This is a genomic window from Nonomuraea sp. NPDC005692 (genome assembly GCF_040631115.1).
Taxonomy (GTDB): domain Bacteria; phylum Actinomycetota; class Actinomycetes; order Streptosporangiales; family Streptosporangiaceae; genus Nonomuraea.
In genome coordinates, this window is record NZ_JBEXYU010000001.1 from 950,441 (window position 1) to 968,206 (window position 17,766).

General features: G+C 71.1%; 10 protein-coding genes. 6 read left to right on the top strand and 4 right to left on the bottom strand.

Going from position 1 to position 17,766, the window contains the following annotated elements; all coding sequences use genetic code 11:
- Positions 1-34: 34 nt before the first annotated feature.
- Positions 35-484: a pyridoxamine 5'-phosphate oxidase family protein gene (locus tag ABZ459_RS04515; RefSeq protein ID WP_357965737.1), complete on the top strand. Its 450-nt coding sequence runs from the start codon at positions 35-37 to the stop codon at positions 482-484.
- Here ABZ459_RS04515 and ABZ459_RS04520 read toward each other — a convergent pair.
- Positions 432-1,835: an MFS transporter gene (locus ABZ459_RS04520; protein ID WP_357965740.1), complete on the bottom strand. Its 1,404-nt coding sequence runs from the start codon at positions 1,833-1,835 to the stop codon at positions 432-434. The two genes, ABZ459_RS04515 and ABZ459_RS04520, sit on opposite strands and share 53 nt — an antisense overlap.
- Positions 1,836-1,934: 99 nt before the next feature.
- Between ABZ459_RS04520 and ABZ459_RS04525 the strand changes: the two genes are divergently transcribed.
- Positions 1,935-4,496, top strand: a complete 2,562-nt coding sequence (locus ABZ459_RS04525; RefSeq protein ID WP_357965742.1) for a glycosyl hydrolase family 18 protein — start codon at positions 1,935-1,937, stop codon at positions 4,494-4,496.
- A 172-nt stretch (positions 4,497-4,668) separates the two neighbouring features.
- The gene (locus tag ABZ459_RS04530) at positions 4,669-5,499 is read left to right on the top strand and encodes a glycerophosphodiester phosphodiesterase family protein (protein WP_357965745.1); all 831 of its coding nucleotides are present in this window, start codon (positions 4,669-4,671) and stop codon (positions 5,497-5,499) included.
- Positions 5,500-5,560: 61 nt separating this feature from the next.
- Here ABZ459_RS04530 and ABZ459_RS04535 read toward each other — a convergent pair whose 3' ends face one another.
- A complete protein-coding gene (locus ABZ459_RS04535) occupies positions 5,561-8,380 on the bottom strand; it encodes a vitamin B12-dependent ribonucleotide reductase (RefSeq protein WP_357965747.1) in 2,820 nt (939 codons plus the stop codon).
- Positions 8,377-8,832 (bottom strand): transcriptional regulator NrdR, encoded by a 456-nt coding sequence (gene nrdR / locus ABZ459_RS04540; protein ID WP_103955744.1) that lies wholly within the window; start codon positions 8,830-8,832, stop codon positions 8,377-8,379. Before nrdR ends, ABZ459_RS04535 begins: the two co-directional genes overlap by 4 nt.
- Before the next feature lie 2,893 nt (positions 8,833-11,725).
- On the opposite strand from nrdR, the gene lexA reads away from it, so the two are divergent.
- Positions 11,726-12,433 (top strand): transcriptional repressor LexA, encoded by a 708-nt coding sequence (gene lexA / locus ABZ459_RS04545; protein WP_352325993.1) that lies wholly within the window; start codon positions 11,726-11,728, stop codon positions 12,431-12,433.
- Positions 12,434-12,826: 393 nt separating this feature from the next.
- Positions 12,827-13,945: an aminotransferase class I/II-fold pyridoxal phosphate-dependent enzyme gene (locus ABZ459_RS04550; RefSeq protein WP_357965876.1), complete on the top strand. Its 1,119-nt coding sequence runs from the start codon at positions 12,827-12,829 to the stop codon at positions 13,943-13,945.
- A gap of 74 nt (positions 13,946-14,019) precedes the next feature.
- Here ABZ459_RS04550 and ABZ459_RS04555 read toward each other — a convergent pair whose 3' ends face one another.
- Complete coding sequence (locus ABZ459_RS04555; protein ID WP_357965750.1) at positions 14,020-17,166, bottom strand: PDZ domain-containing protein; 3,147 nt, start codon at positions 17,164-17,166, stop codon at positions 14,020-14,022.
- Positions 17,167-17,321: 155 nt separating this feature from the next.
- Here ABZ459_RS04555 and ABZ459_RS04560 point away from each other — a divergent pair, with 155 nt between their 5' ends.
- Positions 17,322-17,744 carry a hypothetical protein gene (locus tag ABZ459_RS04560; RefSeq protein ID WP_357965752.1) on the top strand — a complete coding sequence of 141 codons (423 nt, stop codon included), beginning with the start codon at positions 17,322-17,324 and terminating at the stop codon, positions 17,742-17,744.
- Positions 17,745-17,766: the final 22 nt, after the last annotated feature.

Consider the following 17,766-nt stretch of genomic DNA (forward strand, 5'->3'; position numbering starts at 1 on the left):
GGGTCGAAGGATGTCACAGGAGGCAATGGGGGCAATGGGCGCACAGCCGCTGGAGCTGCCCGAGGAGGACCTTTCGGCGCTGCTCGCCGGCCAGCGCTTCGGCGCGCTCGCCACCAACGGCGGCGGCCGTCCGCAGTTGTCCACGGTGGTCTACACCTGGGACGCGCCGCGGCGGGTGGTGCGGATCTCGACCGTCGCCGACCGGCTCACGGTGCGCCGCCTGCACAAGGACCCCCGCTGCGCGCTCTACGTCGCCAGTGACGACTTCGGCTGCTACGCCGTCGCCGAGGGCGAGGCCGAGCTGTCCCCCGTGAGCGACCGGCCGGGTGACGAGGTGGGCCTGGAGCTGCTGGCCATGCAGCCGTCCTTCGGTGACGCCGCGGGCGAGCTGGCGTTCCTGCACCGGATGGTCGCCGACCGCCGGCTGGTGGTCAGGATCCGGGCGAGACGGCTCTACGGGGCCCTGCTGCCGACGCCCTCCTGACCGCGCGCCGCCAGTTGTAGGCCACCATCGCGACCACCAGCAGGATCAGTGCCAGGTCGATGGCGGCCGACCAGCGCATGGCCCGCGCGTGGTGGCCGCCCTCGGCGACCGCGAAGTAGACCGCCCCGATCACGGCGACGCCGCCCGCGCCGGCGAACTGCTGCGCCGTGCTGAGCACGCCCGACCCGATGCCGGCCTGGTACGGCGCGACCTCCACCAGCGCCGCGCCGATGAGCCGCGGCAGGACCAGGCCGTTGCCCGAGCCCACGAGCATGAGCGCGACCATGACGTACGGCAGCCCGCGCCCGGCCCCGGCCACCAGCAGCGCCAGCCCCAGGGCGGTGACCAGGCCGCCGATCATGACGACGACCAGCCCGTACCGGCCGACCAGGCGGGTGCCCAGCAGCGAGGTCACGGTGAACAGCACGCCCATCGGCGCGAATGCCAGGCCCGCCTGGAACGCGGTGAGCCCGAGCCCGCTCTGCAACAGCAGCGTCAGCGTGAACATGAACGAGGCGAAGTACGCCATGAACGCGACGATCGCCCCGACGCCCGCCAGGTAGGAGTGGACCTTGAGCAGGCCGAGGTCGAGCACCGGCTGCCCGCCCCGGGCGGCCAGCGCCCGCTGCCACCACCAGGTCAGCGCGAACACCGGCGCGCTCGCCGCCATGGCGGCCCACGTCCAGACGGGCCAGCCCAGGCTGTTGCCGAGGCCGAGCGGCACCAGCAGCAGCGCCAGCCCGGCGGCCAGCCCCGCCGCGCCCGGCAGGTCGAACGCGACGGGCTTGTGCGGGTCGGCCTCGGGCAACAGCCACCGGGCCAGCGGCACGACGACCAGACCGACCGGCAGGTTGATCAGGAAGATCACCCGCCAGCCGAGCCCGAACACGTCGGCGGTGAGCAGCAGGCCGCCGAGCACCTGGCCGGCGATGGAGCCGAGGCCGCCGGCGGCGCCGTACCAGCCGAGGGCGCGGCCGCGGCGCTCCGGCGGGTAGACGGCGGAGATCATGGCCAGCACCTGGGGCACCATGACGGCTCCGGCCAGGCCCTGGAGCAGGCGGGCGGCGACCAGCCAGGCGGCGCCGGGCGCGAGGCCGCACAACACCGAGGCGACCGTGAACCCGGCCACGCCGAGGACGAACAGCCGCCGGTAGCCGTAGCGGTCGCCGAGCCGGCCGCCGGTGATCATGCCGGCCGCGTACGTGAAGGCGTACCCGGCCACGATCAGCTCCAGGGCCGCCGGACCGGCGCTCAGGTCGTGCTCGATGGCCGGTGCGGCCACGTTGACCACGAAGAAGTCGAACTGGGCCATGAACCACGCCGACAGCAGGACCGGCAACACCCCTCGCATCTTGTCAGGCTAGATCAGACAGGCTCTTGCAAGTTGAGTGGGAGGGGCTTACGATCCGCGTAATTGTTAGGAAACTTTCTTTAAAGAAAGGTCCTTGACGTGCGCCGATTAGTCACCCCCCTGATCGCCGTTCTCGTGATCATCGGCATGTGCACCCTTCCCGCACAGGCCGCGAGCCGGCTCATCGCCACGTTCTCCCTCTCCGGGAACACCGGCACCTTCCTGGTGAGCAACCCGGGCACGACCGCCGTCAGCGGCTGGTCGATCGTCTTCGAGCTGCCTTCCGGGGTCACCGCGAGCAACCCCCAGAACGCCACCATCCGCCAGAACGGCACCAAGGTGACGCTCACCCCCGCCTTCTACATCAACAACGTGCAGGCGGGGAAGAACACCGAACCCTACAGCCCCAAGGTCACGCTGAGCTCGGCCGTCCAGCCGACGAGCTGCCTGATCAACGGCGCCAACTGCGACGGCACCGGCGGTGACCCGCCGGCCAAGCCGCCGGTCAGCGCCACGTACGACGTCAGCGGCACCTCGGCCAAGTTCATCGTCGCCAACAACAGCACCACCGCGCTGAACGGCTGGTCGATCGTCTTCGACCTGCCCGCGGGCGTCACCGCGAGCAACGCCTCGAACGGCTCGCTCACCCAGAGCGGACGGACGGTCACGCTGACCCCCGTCCACTACAACACCACCGTGAACGCGGGCGCGACCACCGAGCCCTACAGCCCGAGCTTCACCGTGAGCACGGCCAACGCCGAGCCGACGAGCTGCCGGATCAACGACGTCAACTGCGACGGCACCCCCGACGCGCCGCCCGGCGCCCCCGGGAACCTGCGCTCGCCGGTCAAGACCACCAAGACCGTCTCGCTCGCCTGGGACGCCGCCACCCAGGGCAGCCTGCCCATCGTCGGGTACGAGATCTACAACGGCTCCGCCCTGGCCGCCTCGGTCACCGAGACCTCCGGCACGGTCTCCGGCCTGACGCCGAACACCGAGTACACGTTCACCGTCAAGGCCAAGGACCGCAAGGGCACCCTGTCGGCCGCCTCCGCGCAGCTGAAGGTGACCACCCGCAACCCGGCCGACGACTCCCAGGCGCCGTCGGTGCCGTCGGGCCTGCGCAGCACGGCCAAGTCGTCCAGCAGCGTCACGCTGTCCTGGACGGCCTCCACCGACAACACCGGCGTGGCCAACTACGACGTCTTCGTCGGCTCGACCCTGGCCACGACCGTCACCGGCACGACGGCGGTCGTCTCCGGCCTGTCCCCCTCGACCGAGTACTCCTTCACGGTCAAGGCCCGCGACCTGTACGACAACCTCTCGGCCGCCTCCGCCCCGGTGAAGGTGACGACGTCGGACATCGTCGAGACCGGGTACGCCCGCGTCGGCTACTTCGTCCAGTGGGGCATCTACGGCCGGCAGTACTTCGTCCGCAACCTCGACACCACCGGGGCCGCGGCGAAGCTGACCCACATCAACTACGCCTTCGCCAACATCGACCCCAAGAACCTGACCTGCCTGCAGGGCGTCACCAAGGGCACCACGTCCGACCCGCAGGACCCGAACCAGGGCGACGGCGCCGGTGACGCCGAGGCCGACTACGGCAGGCCGTTCAGCTCCGCCCAGTCGGTCGACGGCGTCGCCGACACCGGCTGGGAGAAGCTGCAGGGCAACTTCAACCAGCTCAAGAAGCTCAAGGCGAAGTACCCGAACCTCAAGGTGCTGATCTCGCTCGGCGGCTGGACGTACTCCAAGTACTTCTCCGACGTGGCGGCCACCGACGCCTCCCGCAAGAAGTTCGCGGCCTCCTGCATCGACACCTACATCAAGGGCAACCTGCCCGACTACAACGGCAAGGGCGGTCCGGGCACGGCCGCGGGCATCTTCGACGGCATCGACCTCGACTGGGAGTGGCCGGGCGCCGAGGGGCACGCGGGCAACCACATCGGCCAGAACGACAAGGCCAACAACACGCTGCTGATCGCCGAGTTCCGCCGCCAGCTCGACGCGCTGACGACGACGACCGGCAAGCGGTACCAGCTCACGGCGTTCACCCCGGCCGACCCGGCCAAGATCGCCGCCGGCTGGGACCTGCCCGAGGTCGCCAAGTCGCTGGACATCTTCAACGTCCAGGGCTACGACTTCCACGGCGCGGGCAGCGACAACTCCTGGGAGCCGAACCGCACCGGCCACCAGGGCAACCTGTACCTCGACGCGGACAGCCCGTACAACCCGGACTTCAGCGTCGAGAAGGCCGTGGACGTCTACCTCCAGGCCGGCGTGAACCCGCGCAAGCTGACCATCGGCCTGGCCTACTACGGCCGCGGCTGGCAGCAGGTGACCGACGGCGGCAAGGCCGGCGAGTGGCAGGACGCGCACGGCGCGGCTCCCGGCCAGTTCCAGGAGGAGGCGGGCACGCGCGGCTACAGCAACCTGCTCGCCATGGTGCCCGGCTGCACGGTCCGCCACGACGAGGTCGCCGTCGCCACCTACTGCTACACCGGCAACAACGGGCAGTGGTGGACGTTCGACGACGCCTGGTCGATCGGCAAGAAGACGGCCTGGCTGAAGAGCAAGGGCCTGCTGGGCGCGATGATCTGGGAGATGTCCGGCGACCCGGGCGTCCTCACCACCGCGCTGGACGCCGGGCTGAGGTAACCCCGGCCTGGTAAGACCTGAGGGCGGGCCGCCGCGGGCGGCCCGCCCTCTCGCATGTCCGCGTGTCGAAGCCTCATCCGGTGGGCACCGCTGCGTTACTCTGCCCTCAACTCACGGTCATCATGCCTTGTCATGGTCGGGGTTGTCGGTCTCTCCCCCACCGAGGAGATCCATGTTGCGGCGACTCGCCCTGTTCCTGCCCCTCGCCCTCCTCCCCCTGGCCTCCCCGCCCACCGCCGCCGCCGCTGTGACCACAGTGGTCAACGTCGCCCACCGGGGCGCCTCGGCGTACGCGCCGGAGAACACCGTCGCCGCCTTCCAGCTGGCCGCCCGCCAGGGGGCCGACATGTTCGAGCTGGACGTCCAGGAGACCAAGGACCACGAGCTGGTCCTGATGCACGACACCACCCTCGTCCGGACCACCGACGCCGAGCGCGTCCTGCCCGGCCTGGCGCCCTGGCGGGTGCGCGACCTCACGCTCGCGCAGATCCGCAGGCTGGACGCGGGCTCCTGGTTCGACCGGGAGTACACCGGCGAGCGGGTGCCGACCCTGCAGGAGGCACTGCGCGCGATGGCCGGGTCCGGCGCCGGCATGCTGCTGGAGGTCAAGGAGCCGCGGCTCTACCCGGGCATCGAGGCCCGCATCGTCCGTGCGCTGCGCGCCGAGCCCTCCTGGCTCGTGCCGGGGCGGCTGGTGGCGCAGTCGTTCGACTGGGACTCGATGCGCGCCTTCCACCGGCTGCTGCCCGGCGTGCCGATCGGGCTGCTCGGCACGCCGGGCACCGCCGCGCTGCCCGGTCTGGCCAGGTTCGCCGACCACGTCAACCCGCCGTACTCCGCGCTCACCCCTTCGTACGTGAAGCTGGCCCACGAGCACGGCATGAAGGTCTTCGCCTGGACGGTCGACAACCCCGACGACATGCAACGCCTGCTGACGTACCAGGTGGACGGCATCATCACCGACAAACCCGACGTCCTACGCGACCTCCTGACCCGAACCTGACCCCGGAACGCCGATGAGGGGGACCCGTTCCCGGGCCCCCCTCATCTCAGTTCAGCGTGGATCAGCTGCAGCCGCTGGTCGAGCCGCAGCCCTCGCACACGTAGCAGCTTCCGGCCGGCCGCATCTTGGTGCCGCAGGTCATGCAGAGCGGCGCGTCGGCGGTGAACCGCTGGTGGCTCTCCAGCGTCAGCTCCCGGACCGGCTCGTCCTTCGGCTCGTCCTTGGGCTTCTCGATGGGCGCCGACTGGGCCAGCGCCTCCCGGTCGACCGCCTCCTGCAGCGCCGCCGGGTCCTCGCCGCGCTGCTGCGCGGCGCGCTCGGCCGCCGAGAAGATGCCGAGCGCCGCCCGCTCGTCGTAGGGCAGGTGGTCGAGGGCCAGGCGGCGGAAGATGTAGTCCATCACCGACGTGGCCATCCGGATGTCCGGGTCGTCCGTCATGCCCGCCGGCTCGAACCGCATGTTCACGAACTTGCTCATGTACGTCTCCAGCGGCACCCCGTACTGGAGGCCGATGGAGATCGCCACCGAGAAGGCGTCCATGACGCCCGCCAGCGTCGAGCCCTGCTTGGACATCTTGAGGAAGACCTCGCCGAGCCCGTCGTCCGGGTAGGACGAAGCGGTCATGTAGCCCTTGGCGCCGCCCACGGTGAAGCGGGTGGTCATGCTGGGACGCTGGTTGGGCATGCGCCGCCGGGTCGGCCGGTTGACCTCGATGACCTTGACCTCGGGCTCGGCCTCGACGGCCTTCGGCTCGTCCTTCTTGGCGCCGGTGCCGGCCGACAGCGGCTGGCCGACCTTGCAGTTGTCGCGGTAGACGGCCAGCGCCTTCAGGCCGAGCTTCCAGCCCTCCAGGTAGACCTGCTCGATGTCGTCGATCGTGGCCGACTCCGGCAGGTTGACCGTCTTGGAGATCGCGCCGGACAGGAACGGCTGGGTCGCCGCCATCATCCGCACGTGGCCCATCGGCGCGATGGCCCGCTCGCCCATCGCGCAGTCGAACACCTCGTAGTGCTCCTTGCGCAGGCCGGGGGCGTCGACGACGTGGCTGTGCTCGCCGATGTACTCGACGATGGCCTCGATCTGCTCCTGCTGGTAGCCGAGCTGCTTGAGCGCCCGCGGGATCGTCTGGTTGACGATCTGCATCGAGCCGCCGCCGACCAGCTTCTTGAACTTGACCAGCGCGAGGTCCGGCTCGATGCCGGTGGTGTCGCAGTCCATCATCAGGCCGATGGTGCCGGTGGGGGCGAGCAGGCTGGCCTGGGCGTTGCGGTAGCCGTTCTTCTCGCCGACCTTCAGGCACTCCGACCACTGGCGCGACGCCTCGGCGTGGATCTTCGCGTCCATGGTGCCGACCGTGCGCAGGTTGTCGTTGGCCGCGGCGTGCTTGCGCATGACCCGCTTGTGCGGCTCGGCGTTGCGGGCGTAACCGTCGTACGCCCCGACCACCCCGGCCAGCTCGGCGCTGCGCCGGTAGGACACACCGGTCATCAGCGACGTGATCGCCCCGGCCACCGCGCGGCCGCCGTCGGAGTCGTAGGCGTGGCCCGTGGCCATGAGCAGCGCGCCCAGGTTGGCGTAGCCGATGCCGAGCTGGCGGTAGGCCCGCGTGGTCTCGCCGATGCGCTCGGTCGGGAAGTCGGCGAAGGTGATCGAGATGTCCATCGCGGTGATGATCAGCTCGGTCAGCTTGACGAAGTCGGCGACGTTGAAGGTGTTGTCGTCCTTCAGGAACTTCAGCAGGTTGATGCTGGCCAGGTTGCACGAGGAGTTGTCCAGGTGCACGTACTCGGAGCACGGGTTGCTGGCGGTGATCCGGCCGGTCTCCGGCGTGGTGTGCCAGTCGTTGATCGTGTCGTCGTACTGCACGCCCGGGTCGGCGCACTCCCAGGCGGCCTTGGCCATCTTGCGGAACAGGTCCTTGGCGTCGACCTTCTCGATGACCTCGCCGGTCAGGCGGGCCCGCAGGCCGAACTCGTCGCCCTTCTCCACGGCGCGCATGAACTCGTCGGAGACGCGCACCGAGTTGTTGGCGTTCTGGTACTGGACGGACACGATGTCCTTGCCGCCCAGGTCCATGTCGAAACCGGCGTCACGCAGGGCGCGGACCTTGTCCTCCTCGCGCGCCTTGGTCTCGATGAACTCCTCGATGTCGGGGTGGTCGACGTCGAGCACGACCATCTTGGCCGCCCGGCGCGTCGCGCCGCCCGACTTGATCGTGCCCGCGGAGGCGTCCGCGCCGCGCATGAAGCTGACCGGCCCGCTGGCCGTGCCGCCGCTGGAGAGCAGTTCCTTGGACGAACGGATGCGGGACAGGTTGACGCCCGACCCCGAACCGCCCTTGAAGATCACGCCCTCTTCCTTGTACCACTCCAGGATCGACTCCATCTGGTCGTCCACGGAGAGGATGAAACACGCGCTGACCTGCTGCGGCGACGCGGTGCCCACGTTGAACCAGACCGGCGAGTTGAACGCGAAGACCTGGTGGACCAGCGCGTGCTTGAGCTCGTGGTCGAAGATCTCGGCGTCCTCGTCGCTGGCGAAGTAGCCGTGCTCGACGCCCGTCCGGGTGTAGACGCCGACCACCCGGTCGACGAGCTGCTTCAGGCTCCACTCGCGCTGCGGCGTGCCCACGGCGCCGCGGAAGTACTTGGTCGTCACGATGTTGGCCGCGTTCACCGACCAGAACTCGGGGAACTCGACACCCCGCTGCTCGAAGTTGATCGAGCCGTCGCGCCAGTTCGTCATCACGACGTCACGGCGCTCCCACTGGACCTCGTCATACGGGTGCACGCCGGGCTTCGTGAAGATCCGCTTCATCCTCAGCCCCTTACGCGGCCGCTTACCCCCGCGCGCCACTGAACCGCTGGCCGTGTCCGTCATGACTCCCCCTTCTCCGCCTTCAACTGTGAGATCTCGGCCTCGAAGTCCGCCAGGCTCTCGAAACCGCGATAAACCGATGCGAATCGCAGGTAGGCCACCTCGTCCAGCTCCCGGAGCGGGCCGAGGATCGCCAGGCCCACCTCGTTCGACGGCAGCTCGGCCGCGCCCTTGGCCCGGATGGCCTCCTCTACCCGCTGCCCGAGCTGCGCCAGCGAGTCCTCACTGACCGGCCTGCCCTGACAGGCCCGCCGCACGCCCGCGACGACCTTGTCCCGCGAGAACGGCTCCGTCACCCCGCTACGCTTGCTCACCATCAGCAGGACGGTCTCCTGCGTGGTGAACCTGCGCCCGCACTCTGGACAGGTGCGGCGGCGCCTGATGGCCGCGCCGTCGTCCGTGGACCGGCTGTCGATGACCCTGGTGTCAGGGTGGCGACAGAACGGACAGTGCACGGCTTCGCCTCCTCGACCCGCCCGGCCCACCACACGCGTAAAACCCTCGCCGCGGTACGCTCGCGCACGCCCCACGGCTCGCCATGGTGCGGTCACGGAAACACAAGGTGTGGTGAACCGACATCGGTGTAACTACTAGATGTTGTGGTCCAACCGTAGAAGCGCGCGACCATGAACGCAAGTTGAGCAACACCGTGGAGCTGAAGTCGCTGATCAGCCCCTCAGTCACAAGAGCCTCGGGCGTGTCGCCCCGGTCGGCGCCCCGCACGCCTCACCGGGCCGGCCCCATGTCACCCGACGGCGACCAGCCCAAACAGGCCCCACAAAGGTACCGGAGCCCACAGCCTCCCCCCACCTCCCACCACCCCCGAAGCCCCCTCCACTACCCCCACAAATCGCACCGGAACCCCCACCCCCAACATTCGCTTGGGCCTCCCCCCCTTCCGCTGACCCGTCCGGCTCCCGGCCCCACTCCGTTCGGAGTCCCACCCCCGAAGCCCCGCCCCCTTCCCGGAGGGTCCCGCTTTCCTGAGCCCAACCCGTTGGGGGGTACTGGACGGGCCCCTTCCTCCGCCGCCCCCGCCCCTAGAGCCCCCGTGAGGCTGTGCCGCATCCAAGGGGCCCGCCTCCACGGGGCCACTTCCCTGACCCCACTCCCGAGCCCCCACGGGCTCTACTTCCTTGCACCCACCCCTTCTCCGCCACCCCCAGCGGACCGCCTCTTGCACCCGCCCCAGGAATCCCACTGCATTGAACGCAACCCGGCTCCCACCCCAGGGGCCCGCCTCCTTGCACCCGACCTGATGCGCCGCACCTAGAGGTCCCGCCGCCTTGAACCCGCCCCGGCCCCGCCCCCGAGAGTTCCGCCGCCATGGACCCGACCGGGTTCCCGCCCCAAGGGCCCGCTTCCTTGAACCCGGCCCGGGACCGCCGCATCCAGGGTCCTGCCTCTTTACCTGACCCGGCCGCCGGCTCCTTGAGCCCGGTCCGCTTCCCGCTCCTGGCCCCATTCCTCTGGACCCGTTCCCTTGAGGCCAGGCCACCTGCCACTTTTCGCTTCCCTGGGCCAGGCCAGCTGTGCCCGCGTCTTGGAGGAGGGCCATCAGCCTGGGGTCCATCCTCGGGGCGCCCGTTGGGGCCGTCCGCCGGGGGCTCTACCCGCTGCGCCCGGCGTCCGCGAACCCCGCAGTGTGTTCCCTCAGCCGGCCTTCGCCCATGGCAACGTCCGGCCAGGCATCTCAGCACCCACAGCCACGTGACCAGGCACCCCCAAGCCCGCACTGGAACCTCCGGGCACCCCGGCGCCCACAGCCGCATGGCCGGCCGCCCGCGTCCCGAGCCAGAAACCGCCCAGGGAGAGCAACACCATCGCCACCACCAGCACGATCCGCCCTCGCCGGGTCAGCCGCACCGGAGGAGCCGGAGCCTTGACGCCGGCGCCGCCCCCAGAAACCACCCCGGCACCCCGCCCCCGCCGCCGCAACGGACGACGATTCCGCACAAGCCCCGCCCCCTCACCGGCCGGAGCACTTTCCGCCCCCACAACACGTCCCAACATCTCCCGCCCCCCGCGAGCCTCGCCGTCACCAGAACCCCCGTTCCTCCGCGCCCCCTGACGCCGCGAGCCCCCCGGCCCGCTCATCACCTGCCCCCGCTCCCGTCCTGCGACCTCCCCCGAGCGCCGCCCCCGCGCCATGAACCGCTCCGCCGTCCGCCCCGGGCGCCGCCCCTGCCTGACCGGCCGCTCGACGGACTCTCCCGAGCTCAGCCCCGGCTCGCCCAGCCGCTCCACCAACCGTCCCGAGCGCCGCCCCTGCTTGCTCGACCGCTGGGCGGTCTCCTCCCGGCGTAGTCCCTGCTCGTCCAACCGCTCGCCCCTCTTCCGGCGTCGCCCCTGTGTTTCGGGTTGCTCGGTCGACTCGCCGGAGCGCCGCCTTCGCGCCTCGGGCCGGCCGGTGGACTCACCCGAGCGCCGCCTGCGAAGGTCAGGTCGGTCCGCGGCCTCCCCTGGACGCCGCCGTTCCCAGGGGCGGTCGGCTCGGGCTTCCGCCTGGCGCTCCTGCTGCCCTTCCTGGAGGATCGCCGAGTTCCGGCCCGCCTTTCGCGCCGCACGGCCCCCTCGTCCCCGCCTTCCCGGCGACTCCGCCGGACCTGGCCTTCCCCGCCGCTCCGCCTCGCCCAGGCTTTCTCGCCCCTCCGCCTCACCCTCCGGACGGTGTCCGCCCGCCTCGGGTGGCCGTCGGTGACGGGTGCCGGGCTCGGGCGGGCGGGCGCGGGGTTCGGTCACGTCCGTGCCGGGCGCGCCTTGCATAACCTCGGCTCGGCGGCGGGCGGTGGGCGTGTCGTCCGCGAGGGGCTGCCCACCGCTCTCCTGAGGCGGCGTCCGGTCGGCGTCCGTATCCGCGTCGGAACGCGGGGAGGGGACCAGCCACAGCCGGGGGCGGTCCGAGCCGCGGGCGGCTCCCCCGGAGCCGCCGGCGCGGCGCTGCCGAGTGTTCGAATCGGGAGCCGGTCGTTTTCCCGGATTTTCATGGCGGTCAGAGTCTGTACGCGGGCCGTCTCCCCGTCGGCCCCCGCCCCGGGTGGCGTCGGCGATGAGGGTGAGCCGATTGGCATCTTCGCTGGTCGGGTTGGTGTTCGGGGTCGTTCGCACGATTGACCTCCCGCCGTCTGGCCCGAGGAAACGGCCAAAATAAGATCAGCAAATCGAACACGGTGTCGATCGAACTCCCGTACGATGTTGTACACCACGCTGGCGACAATTTCGAGGAAGACTCGAACAATTGTTTGAAGATGATCTTCAACAGCGATACGGTCGCTGTGTGCGACATCAAGACCACGGACCGGGAGGTTCGCCGGTGAGGCGGGCCGCCGCCAGGCGAGGAGGAAGAGCATGAGCGAGCGGGAAGACGCTAACGGGGTCACAGACCTCGCGGTGCGCCGGCGCGACTCCCTGGGCCTGACACCCAGGCAGCGCAAGATCCTCGAAGTGATCCGCGATTCGGTGCAGCAGCGCGGCTACCCGCCCTCGATGCGCGAGATCGGCGAGGCCGTGCAGCTGACGAGCACGTCCAGCGTGTCGCACCAGTTGACCGCCCTGCAGCGCAAGGGATACCTGCGGCGCGACCCGCACCGGCCGCGCGCCCTGGAAGTGCGCCTGCCCGGCGAGCCCGTGCTGTGGGTCGACCCCGACGCCACCGACGACGAGGCTCCGGTGAGCCGGCCGACCGCCGCCTACGTCCCGCTCGTGGGCCGCATCGCCGCCGGTGGCCCGATCCTGGCCGAGGAGAGCGTGGAAGACGTCTTCGCCCTGCCCAAGCAGCTCGTCGGCGAGGGCACGCTCTTCCTGCTCCAGGTCGCGGGTGACTCGATGATCGAGGCCGCCATCGCCGACGGCGACTGGGTGGTCGTCCGTCAGCAGCCGGTCGCCGAGAGCGGTGACATCGTGGCCGCCATGATCGAGGGCGAGGCCACGGTCAAGACGTTCAAGCGCAAGGACGGACACGTGTGGCTGGTGCCTCACAACCCGAACTACGAGCCCATCCCCGGTGACGAGGCCAGCGTTCTGGGCAAGGTGGTGGCCGTCCTCCGCCGCCTCTAGTCCTCCGCCGGCCGGCCGCCCTCCCTGAGAGGCTGCGGTCGCCGTTCGATTTCTCGCGATCCGGCCTCCCTCGCACGGGGGCTGCGGTCGCTGGCGCCATGTGGCGATTCCTCGCAAGTCGCACGCACCGAACGCCGCCCTCCAACGTCGAGGCCCTTCCATCCCGGCCTCGCGTGGGGGGCGGCATCGGATCGCCTTTCCCCCGGGACGTTCCTCAGGGCCCCGGACCAGCGGCCCGGGCCGATGATCGTCCAGGGCGGCGGCCCCGAGACCCGGCCCCGCTCCTCAAGACGACGGGCGCCTCCACAGCGCCCGCCATCCGCAGGCGCCGGCAGCACGCCCACGCCCCCGCTCCGCCGCACCGCAAACTCCTAGACTGTGCCCGTGACCGACATGAATGCCCCAAAAGAGACCCCCGCCTCCAAAGAGATGAAGGACCTCAAAGAGACGCATGACGGTCTCAAATGGGCAATCACCGCCCCCGGTGTCATCCCCGCCTGGATCGCCGACATGGACCTGTCCACCGCCCCCGAGGTGATCGAGGCCCTGACCCGCCGCGCCGCCGGCGATCTCGGCTACCCGACCTGGCTGGACAAGCCGCAGGGCGGCCCCCTGGCCGAGGCGTTCGCCGAGCGCATGGCAGCCCGTCACGGCTGGCCGGCCGACCCGTCGCACGTCCACACGTTCAGCGACATCAACCAGGCCCTCCAGGTGCTGCTGCACCTCTGGACCAGGCCCGGGGACGGCGTCGCGCTGCACACCCCCGCCTACCACCCGTTCCTGACGACCCTCGGCGTGATGGAACGTCCGCTCGTCCCCATCCAGCTCGAACCGGACGGCGACGCGTGGCGGTTCGAGGTGCCCGACCTGTCCGGCTGCCGGGTGCTCCTGCTGGTCAACCCGCAGAACCCGACAGGCCGCGTGTTCACCCGCGCCGAGCTGGAAGGGCTGGCCGAGCACGTCGAACGCCACGACCTGCTGGTGCTGGCCGACGAGATCCACGCCGACCTCACCTACGAGCCCCACCGGCACATCCCCTTCGCCACGATCCTCCCCGAGCGCACGGTCACCCTCACCTCGGCGACGAAGGCGTTCAACCTGGGCGGCATCCGCTGCTCGGTCGCCCACATCGGGCACGCCGGGGTGCGCGCGGCCCTGGCGGCGCAGCCGCCGTTCCTCTTCGGGTCGACCCACGTGTTCGGGGTGGAGGCCACGGTGGCGGCCTGGCGGCACGGCGACGCCTGGCTGGACCGCACCCGGGCGCTGCTCGACCGCAACCGCCGGCTGATCGCCGAACGGCTGCCGGACCGGTTCGGGTACCGGCTGCCCCAGGCCACCTACCTGGCCTGGCTGCACACCGGGCGGCCGGGCATGGCCGAGGTCATCGAGCGGGAGGCCAGGGTGCGGCTCAACGACGGCGCGTCGTTCGGGCCGGGCGGCGCGGACTACGTACGGCTGAACTTCGCGACGACCGAACCGGTGCTCTCGGAGATCCTCACCAGGCTGAGCTGAGAGAACCGGTGCTCTCGGAGATCCTCATCAGGCTGAGCTGAGGGGCGGCCCCGGCGGGCCGCCCCTCAGGACGGTCAGGCCAGCGGCGGCAGGTCCGGCGCGGTGGCGGCCGGGCGCTCCTCCAAGGCGGCGAGCGCCAGCTCGACCGCCTTCGCCAGCTGCGGGTCGCGGCCCGCCACCCGGTCCTGCGGCGTGATCACGACCTCGACGTCGGGATCGACGCCGTGGTTCTCAACACCCCAGCCCGGCCCCTCCAGCCAGAACGCGTACCGCGGCTGGGTCACCACGGTCCCGTCGACCAGGGAGTAGCGCGAGTCGATGCCGATGACGCCGCCCCAGGTCCTGGTGCCGACCAGCGGGCCGAGGGCGCGGTTCTTGATCCCGGCGCTGACGATGTCTCCGTCGGACCCGGCGAACTCGTCGGCGACGGCCACGATGGGCCCGCGGGGCGAGTCCTCGGGGTAGCGCATCGGCTCGTAGCCGCGGGCCCGCGCCCAGCCGGTGACCTTGCGCGACAGCTTCTCCAGCACCAGCTCCGACAGGTGCCCGCCGCCGTTCTCACGCACGTCCACGACCAGCCCGTCGAAGGCCATCTCGGTACGCAGGTCGCGGTGGAACTGCGCCCACCCCGACGCCACCATGTCCGGGACGTGCAGGTAACCGAGCCGCCCGCCGGACGACTCGCGGACGAAGGCCCGCCGGCTCTCCACCCAGTCGTGGTAGCGCAGCTGGCTGTCGTCGGCGAGCGGGGTGACGACGACCCGGCGCGGCGAGCCGCCGGCCGCGGGCCGCACGGTCAGCTCCACGGGCTGGTCGGCGGTGCCGGACAGCAGCGCGAGCGGGCCGCGTACCGGATCGACCGGACGCCCGCCCACCGCCACGATCGCGTCGCCGGGACGGATCGCGACGCCGGGCGCGAGCAGCGGCGAGCGGGCCGCGTGGTCGGAGGTCTCGCCCGGCAGGATGCGCTCGACCCGCCAGGTCCCGTCCTCGTCCTTGGCCAGGTCGGCGCCGAGCAGGCCCTGGCGGCGGCGCGGATCGGTGACGCCGTCGTGGCCCCTGGCGTAGGCGTGCGAGGTGCCCAGCTCGCCCTGCACCTCCCACAGCAGGTCGATCAGCTCGGAGTGGCAGCCGAGGCGGTCGACCAGCGGCTCGTACCGGTCGAGCGTGGCCTGCCAGTCGACGCCGCCCATGTCCTCGCGCCAGAAGTGGTCGCGCATGAGCCGTCCGGCCTCGCGGTAGCCTTGGCGCCACTCGGCGACCGGGTCGATCTGGACGGTGATCCGGTCGAGGTCGATCGTGACGACCTCGTCGCCCTCGCCGGCCGCCCGCGTCTGCAGGCCGTTCTTGCCGTTGGTGACGAGCCTGGTGCCGTCGCCGCTGACCTCGAAGGCCCGCACCTCCTTGCCCAGCTCGGCCTTGGCGCGCTTCTTGAGGTCGTAACGTTCGAGCACGATCTCGGTCACCGGCTCGGTGCCGTCGCCGAGCTGGCCAGCCAGGGGGTGGCGGAGCCAGAGCAGCGCGTCCTTGGCGGTCCTGAGGTTGCCGTAGCGGCCCGCCGGCACGGGTACGGGCACCACGCGGGAGGCCAGCGCCTCCGGGTCCACCTCGGTACGCGGCGGCGCGTCGTCCTTCTTGTCGTCCTTGCCGGGCTTGTCGTCCTCGCCGTTGAACCCGCGCCCCTGCAACGAGGGGTCGAACGGCGACGGCGTGGCGGCCTGCAGCGGCACGATGTACGGCCGGCAGCCCGCCGGGAACGACAGGTCGAACACGTGCGCGTCGTACACCGGGTCGAACGTGCGCACCGACAGGAAGGCCAGGTGCTTGCCGTCCTTGGTGAACACCGGGTCGTAGTCGGAGAAGCGCAGCGGCGTCACGTCGATCACGGACGTGCCGTCCACGCGGCCCATCTTGATCTGCGACAGCGGCTCGTGGTCGGGGTGCACCCAGGCCAGCCAGCCGGAGTCCGGCGAGAAGGTGACCCCGCTGATGTCGCCCTGCGTGGTGCGGTCGAGCTCGCGCAGGTCGCCCGACTCCAGGTCCACGACGAGCAGCCGCCCGTCGTGCGTGGCCACGGCCGCGTGCTTGCCGTCGGGCGCGGCGGTCAGTTCGAGCACCCTGCCGAGCTGCCCGCCGGCCAGGCTCCTGATCTCGCCACCGGGGGTGCCGATCTCCAGGCCGTCCTCGCCGCCGGCGTCGGAGACCCACACGGCCCGTCCGTCGGCGCCGAGGGCGCGCGGCAGGCGGACCCGCACGCCGGGTTCCACCCTGAGCGCGCCCGCGGGTCCGTCGCGGTGGGTCACCCAGTGCGCGGTGCCGCGGATCTCGACCGCGCTGGCCCGTCCGGTCGTGTCCGGGGAGAAGCCGCCGACGCGCGTGGGCGCGGGCCGCCGGGCCCGTCCCGGCCGCGGGCCGCCGAGCTTCACCTCCAGCTTGTACGGCTCGGCGTCGAGGCTCTCCAGCAGCCACAGGTCACCCGCGTGGCTGTAGATCACCCGCTGACCGTCGCTGGTGGCGTGCCGGGCGTAGAACTCGTCGTGGCTGGTGTGCCGGCGCACGTCGGACCCGTCGGGAAGGGCCGAGTAGAGGTTCCCCACGCCGTCCGCGTCGGACAGGTAGACGATCCGGTCACCGACCCAGTTCACCGCCCAGTACTGGGCGGGGCTGTCGGCGAACAGCCTGGCGAACTCCCCGTCGCCGTCGGCGTCGACCCAGATCTTGGCCGCCGTGCCGCCCCGGTAGCGCTTCCACTGGGACGGCTCGCGCCAGACCGGCGACACCGTGGCCACCTTCGCGCCGCTGACGGCCGCCTCGCCGACCCAGCCGTACGGCAGCCGCTCGGCCGGTCCTCCGTCGAGCGGGACGGCGTACGCCCACAGCCGGGTACGTGACGCCTCCCCGGTGGAGCTGACCGCGAGCACGGCTCCGTCCGCGGTCCAGCCGCGGACGCCGGTCATGGCGTTGCCCCAGTGCGTCAGCCGGGTGCCTTCGGCGCCGTCGAGCTCGGCCGCGAACACCTCGGGAGCGCCCTCCTTGCCGCTCGTCCACGCGATGCGCGAGCCGTCGGGCGAGAACCGCGGGGAGGAGACCGGCACGCGGTCGGCGGTGAAGCGCCAGGCCCGGCCGCCGGCGACGGGAGCGAGCCAGACATCGTCGTCGGCGACGAAGGTGACCAGGTCACCGGACAGATGTGGATATCTCAGGTATGCGCCATATGTCACAGCTAGACACTAATGCGAGACACCAAACGAGCTAAAGATTTTCTCTCACAGCAGGGTCCACCCTCCGCGAACAGCCAAGACCGTCCGATGCCCCGGATGTGCGGTGAACGGCAGGGAAGGAGCCAATCGCCACAAATCACACACTGTGAGGAATCATGAGATGTTTCGTCCGCCCGCACCAGCTTCCGGGCCGCCTGGCCGCCGCTGCCATCATCCTCAACTCCGGCATCGGCAAGACCAAGGCCGACGAGCAGACGGCGGCCGGCCTGCACGGCATGGCCGCGGGCACGTACCCGTTCCTGCGCGGCCTGGACCCGGTGGCCTTCACCCGGCTGCTGTCGAAGGGCGAGCTCGCCCTCGGGGCCGCGCTCGTCCTGCCGTTCGTGCCGTCGCTGCTGGCCGGCGCGGGGTTGACCGCGTTCGCGGCGGGGCTGCTCGGGCTCTACGTCAGGACGCCGGGCATGCGCGAGGAGGGCAGCCTGCGCCCGACCCAGCAAGGCATCGGCCTGTCGAAGGACCTCTGGCTGCTGGCCATCGGCCTGGGGCTGGTGATCGAAGAGCTGCGCGGTGACGATTGATCTCCGGACGCCCGACCCTAAT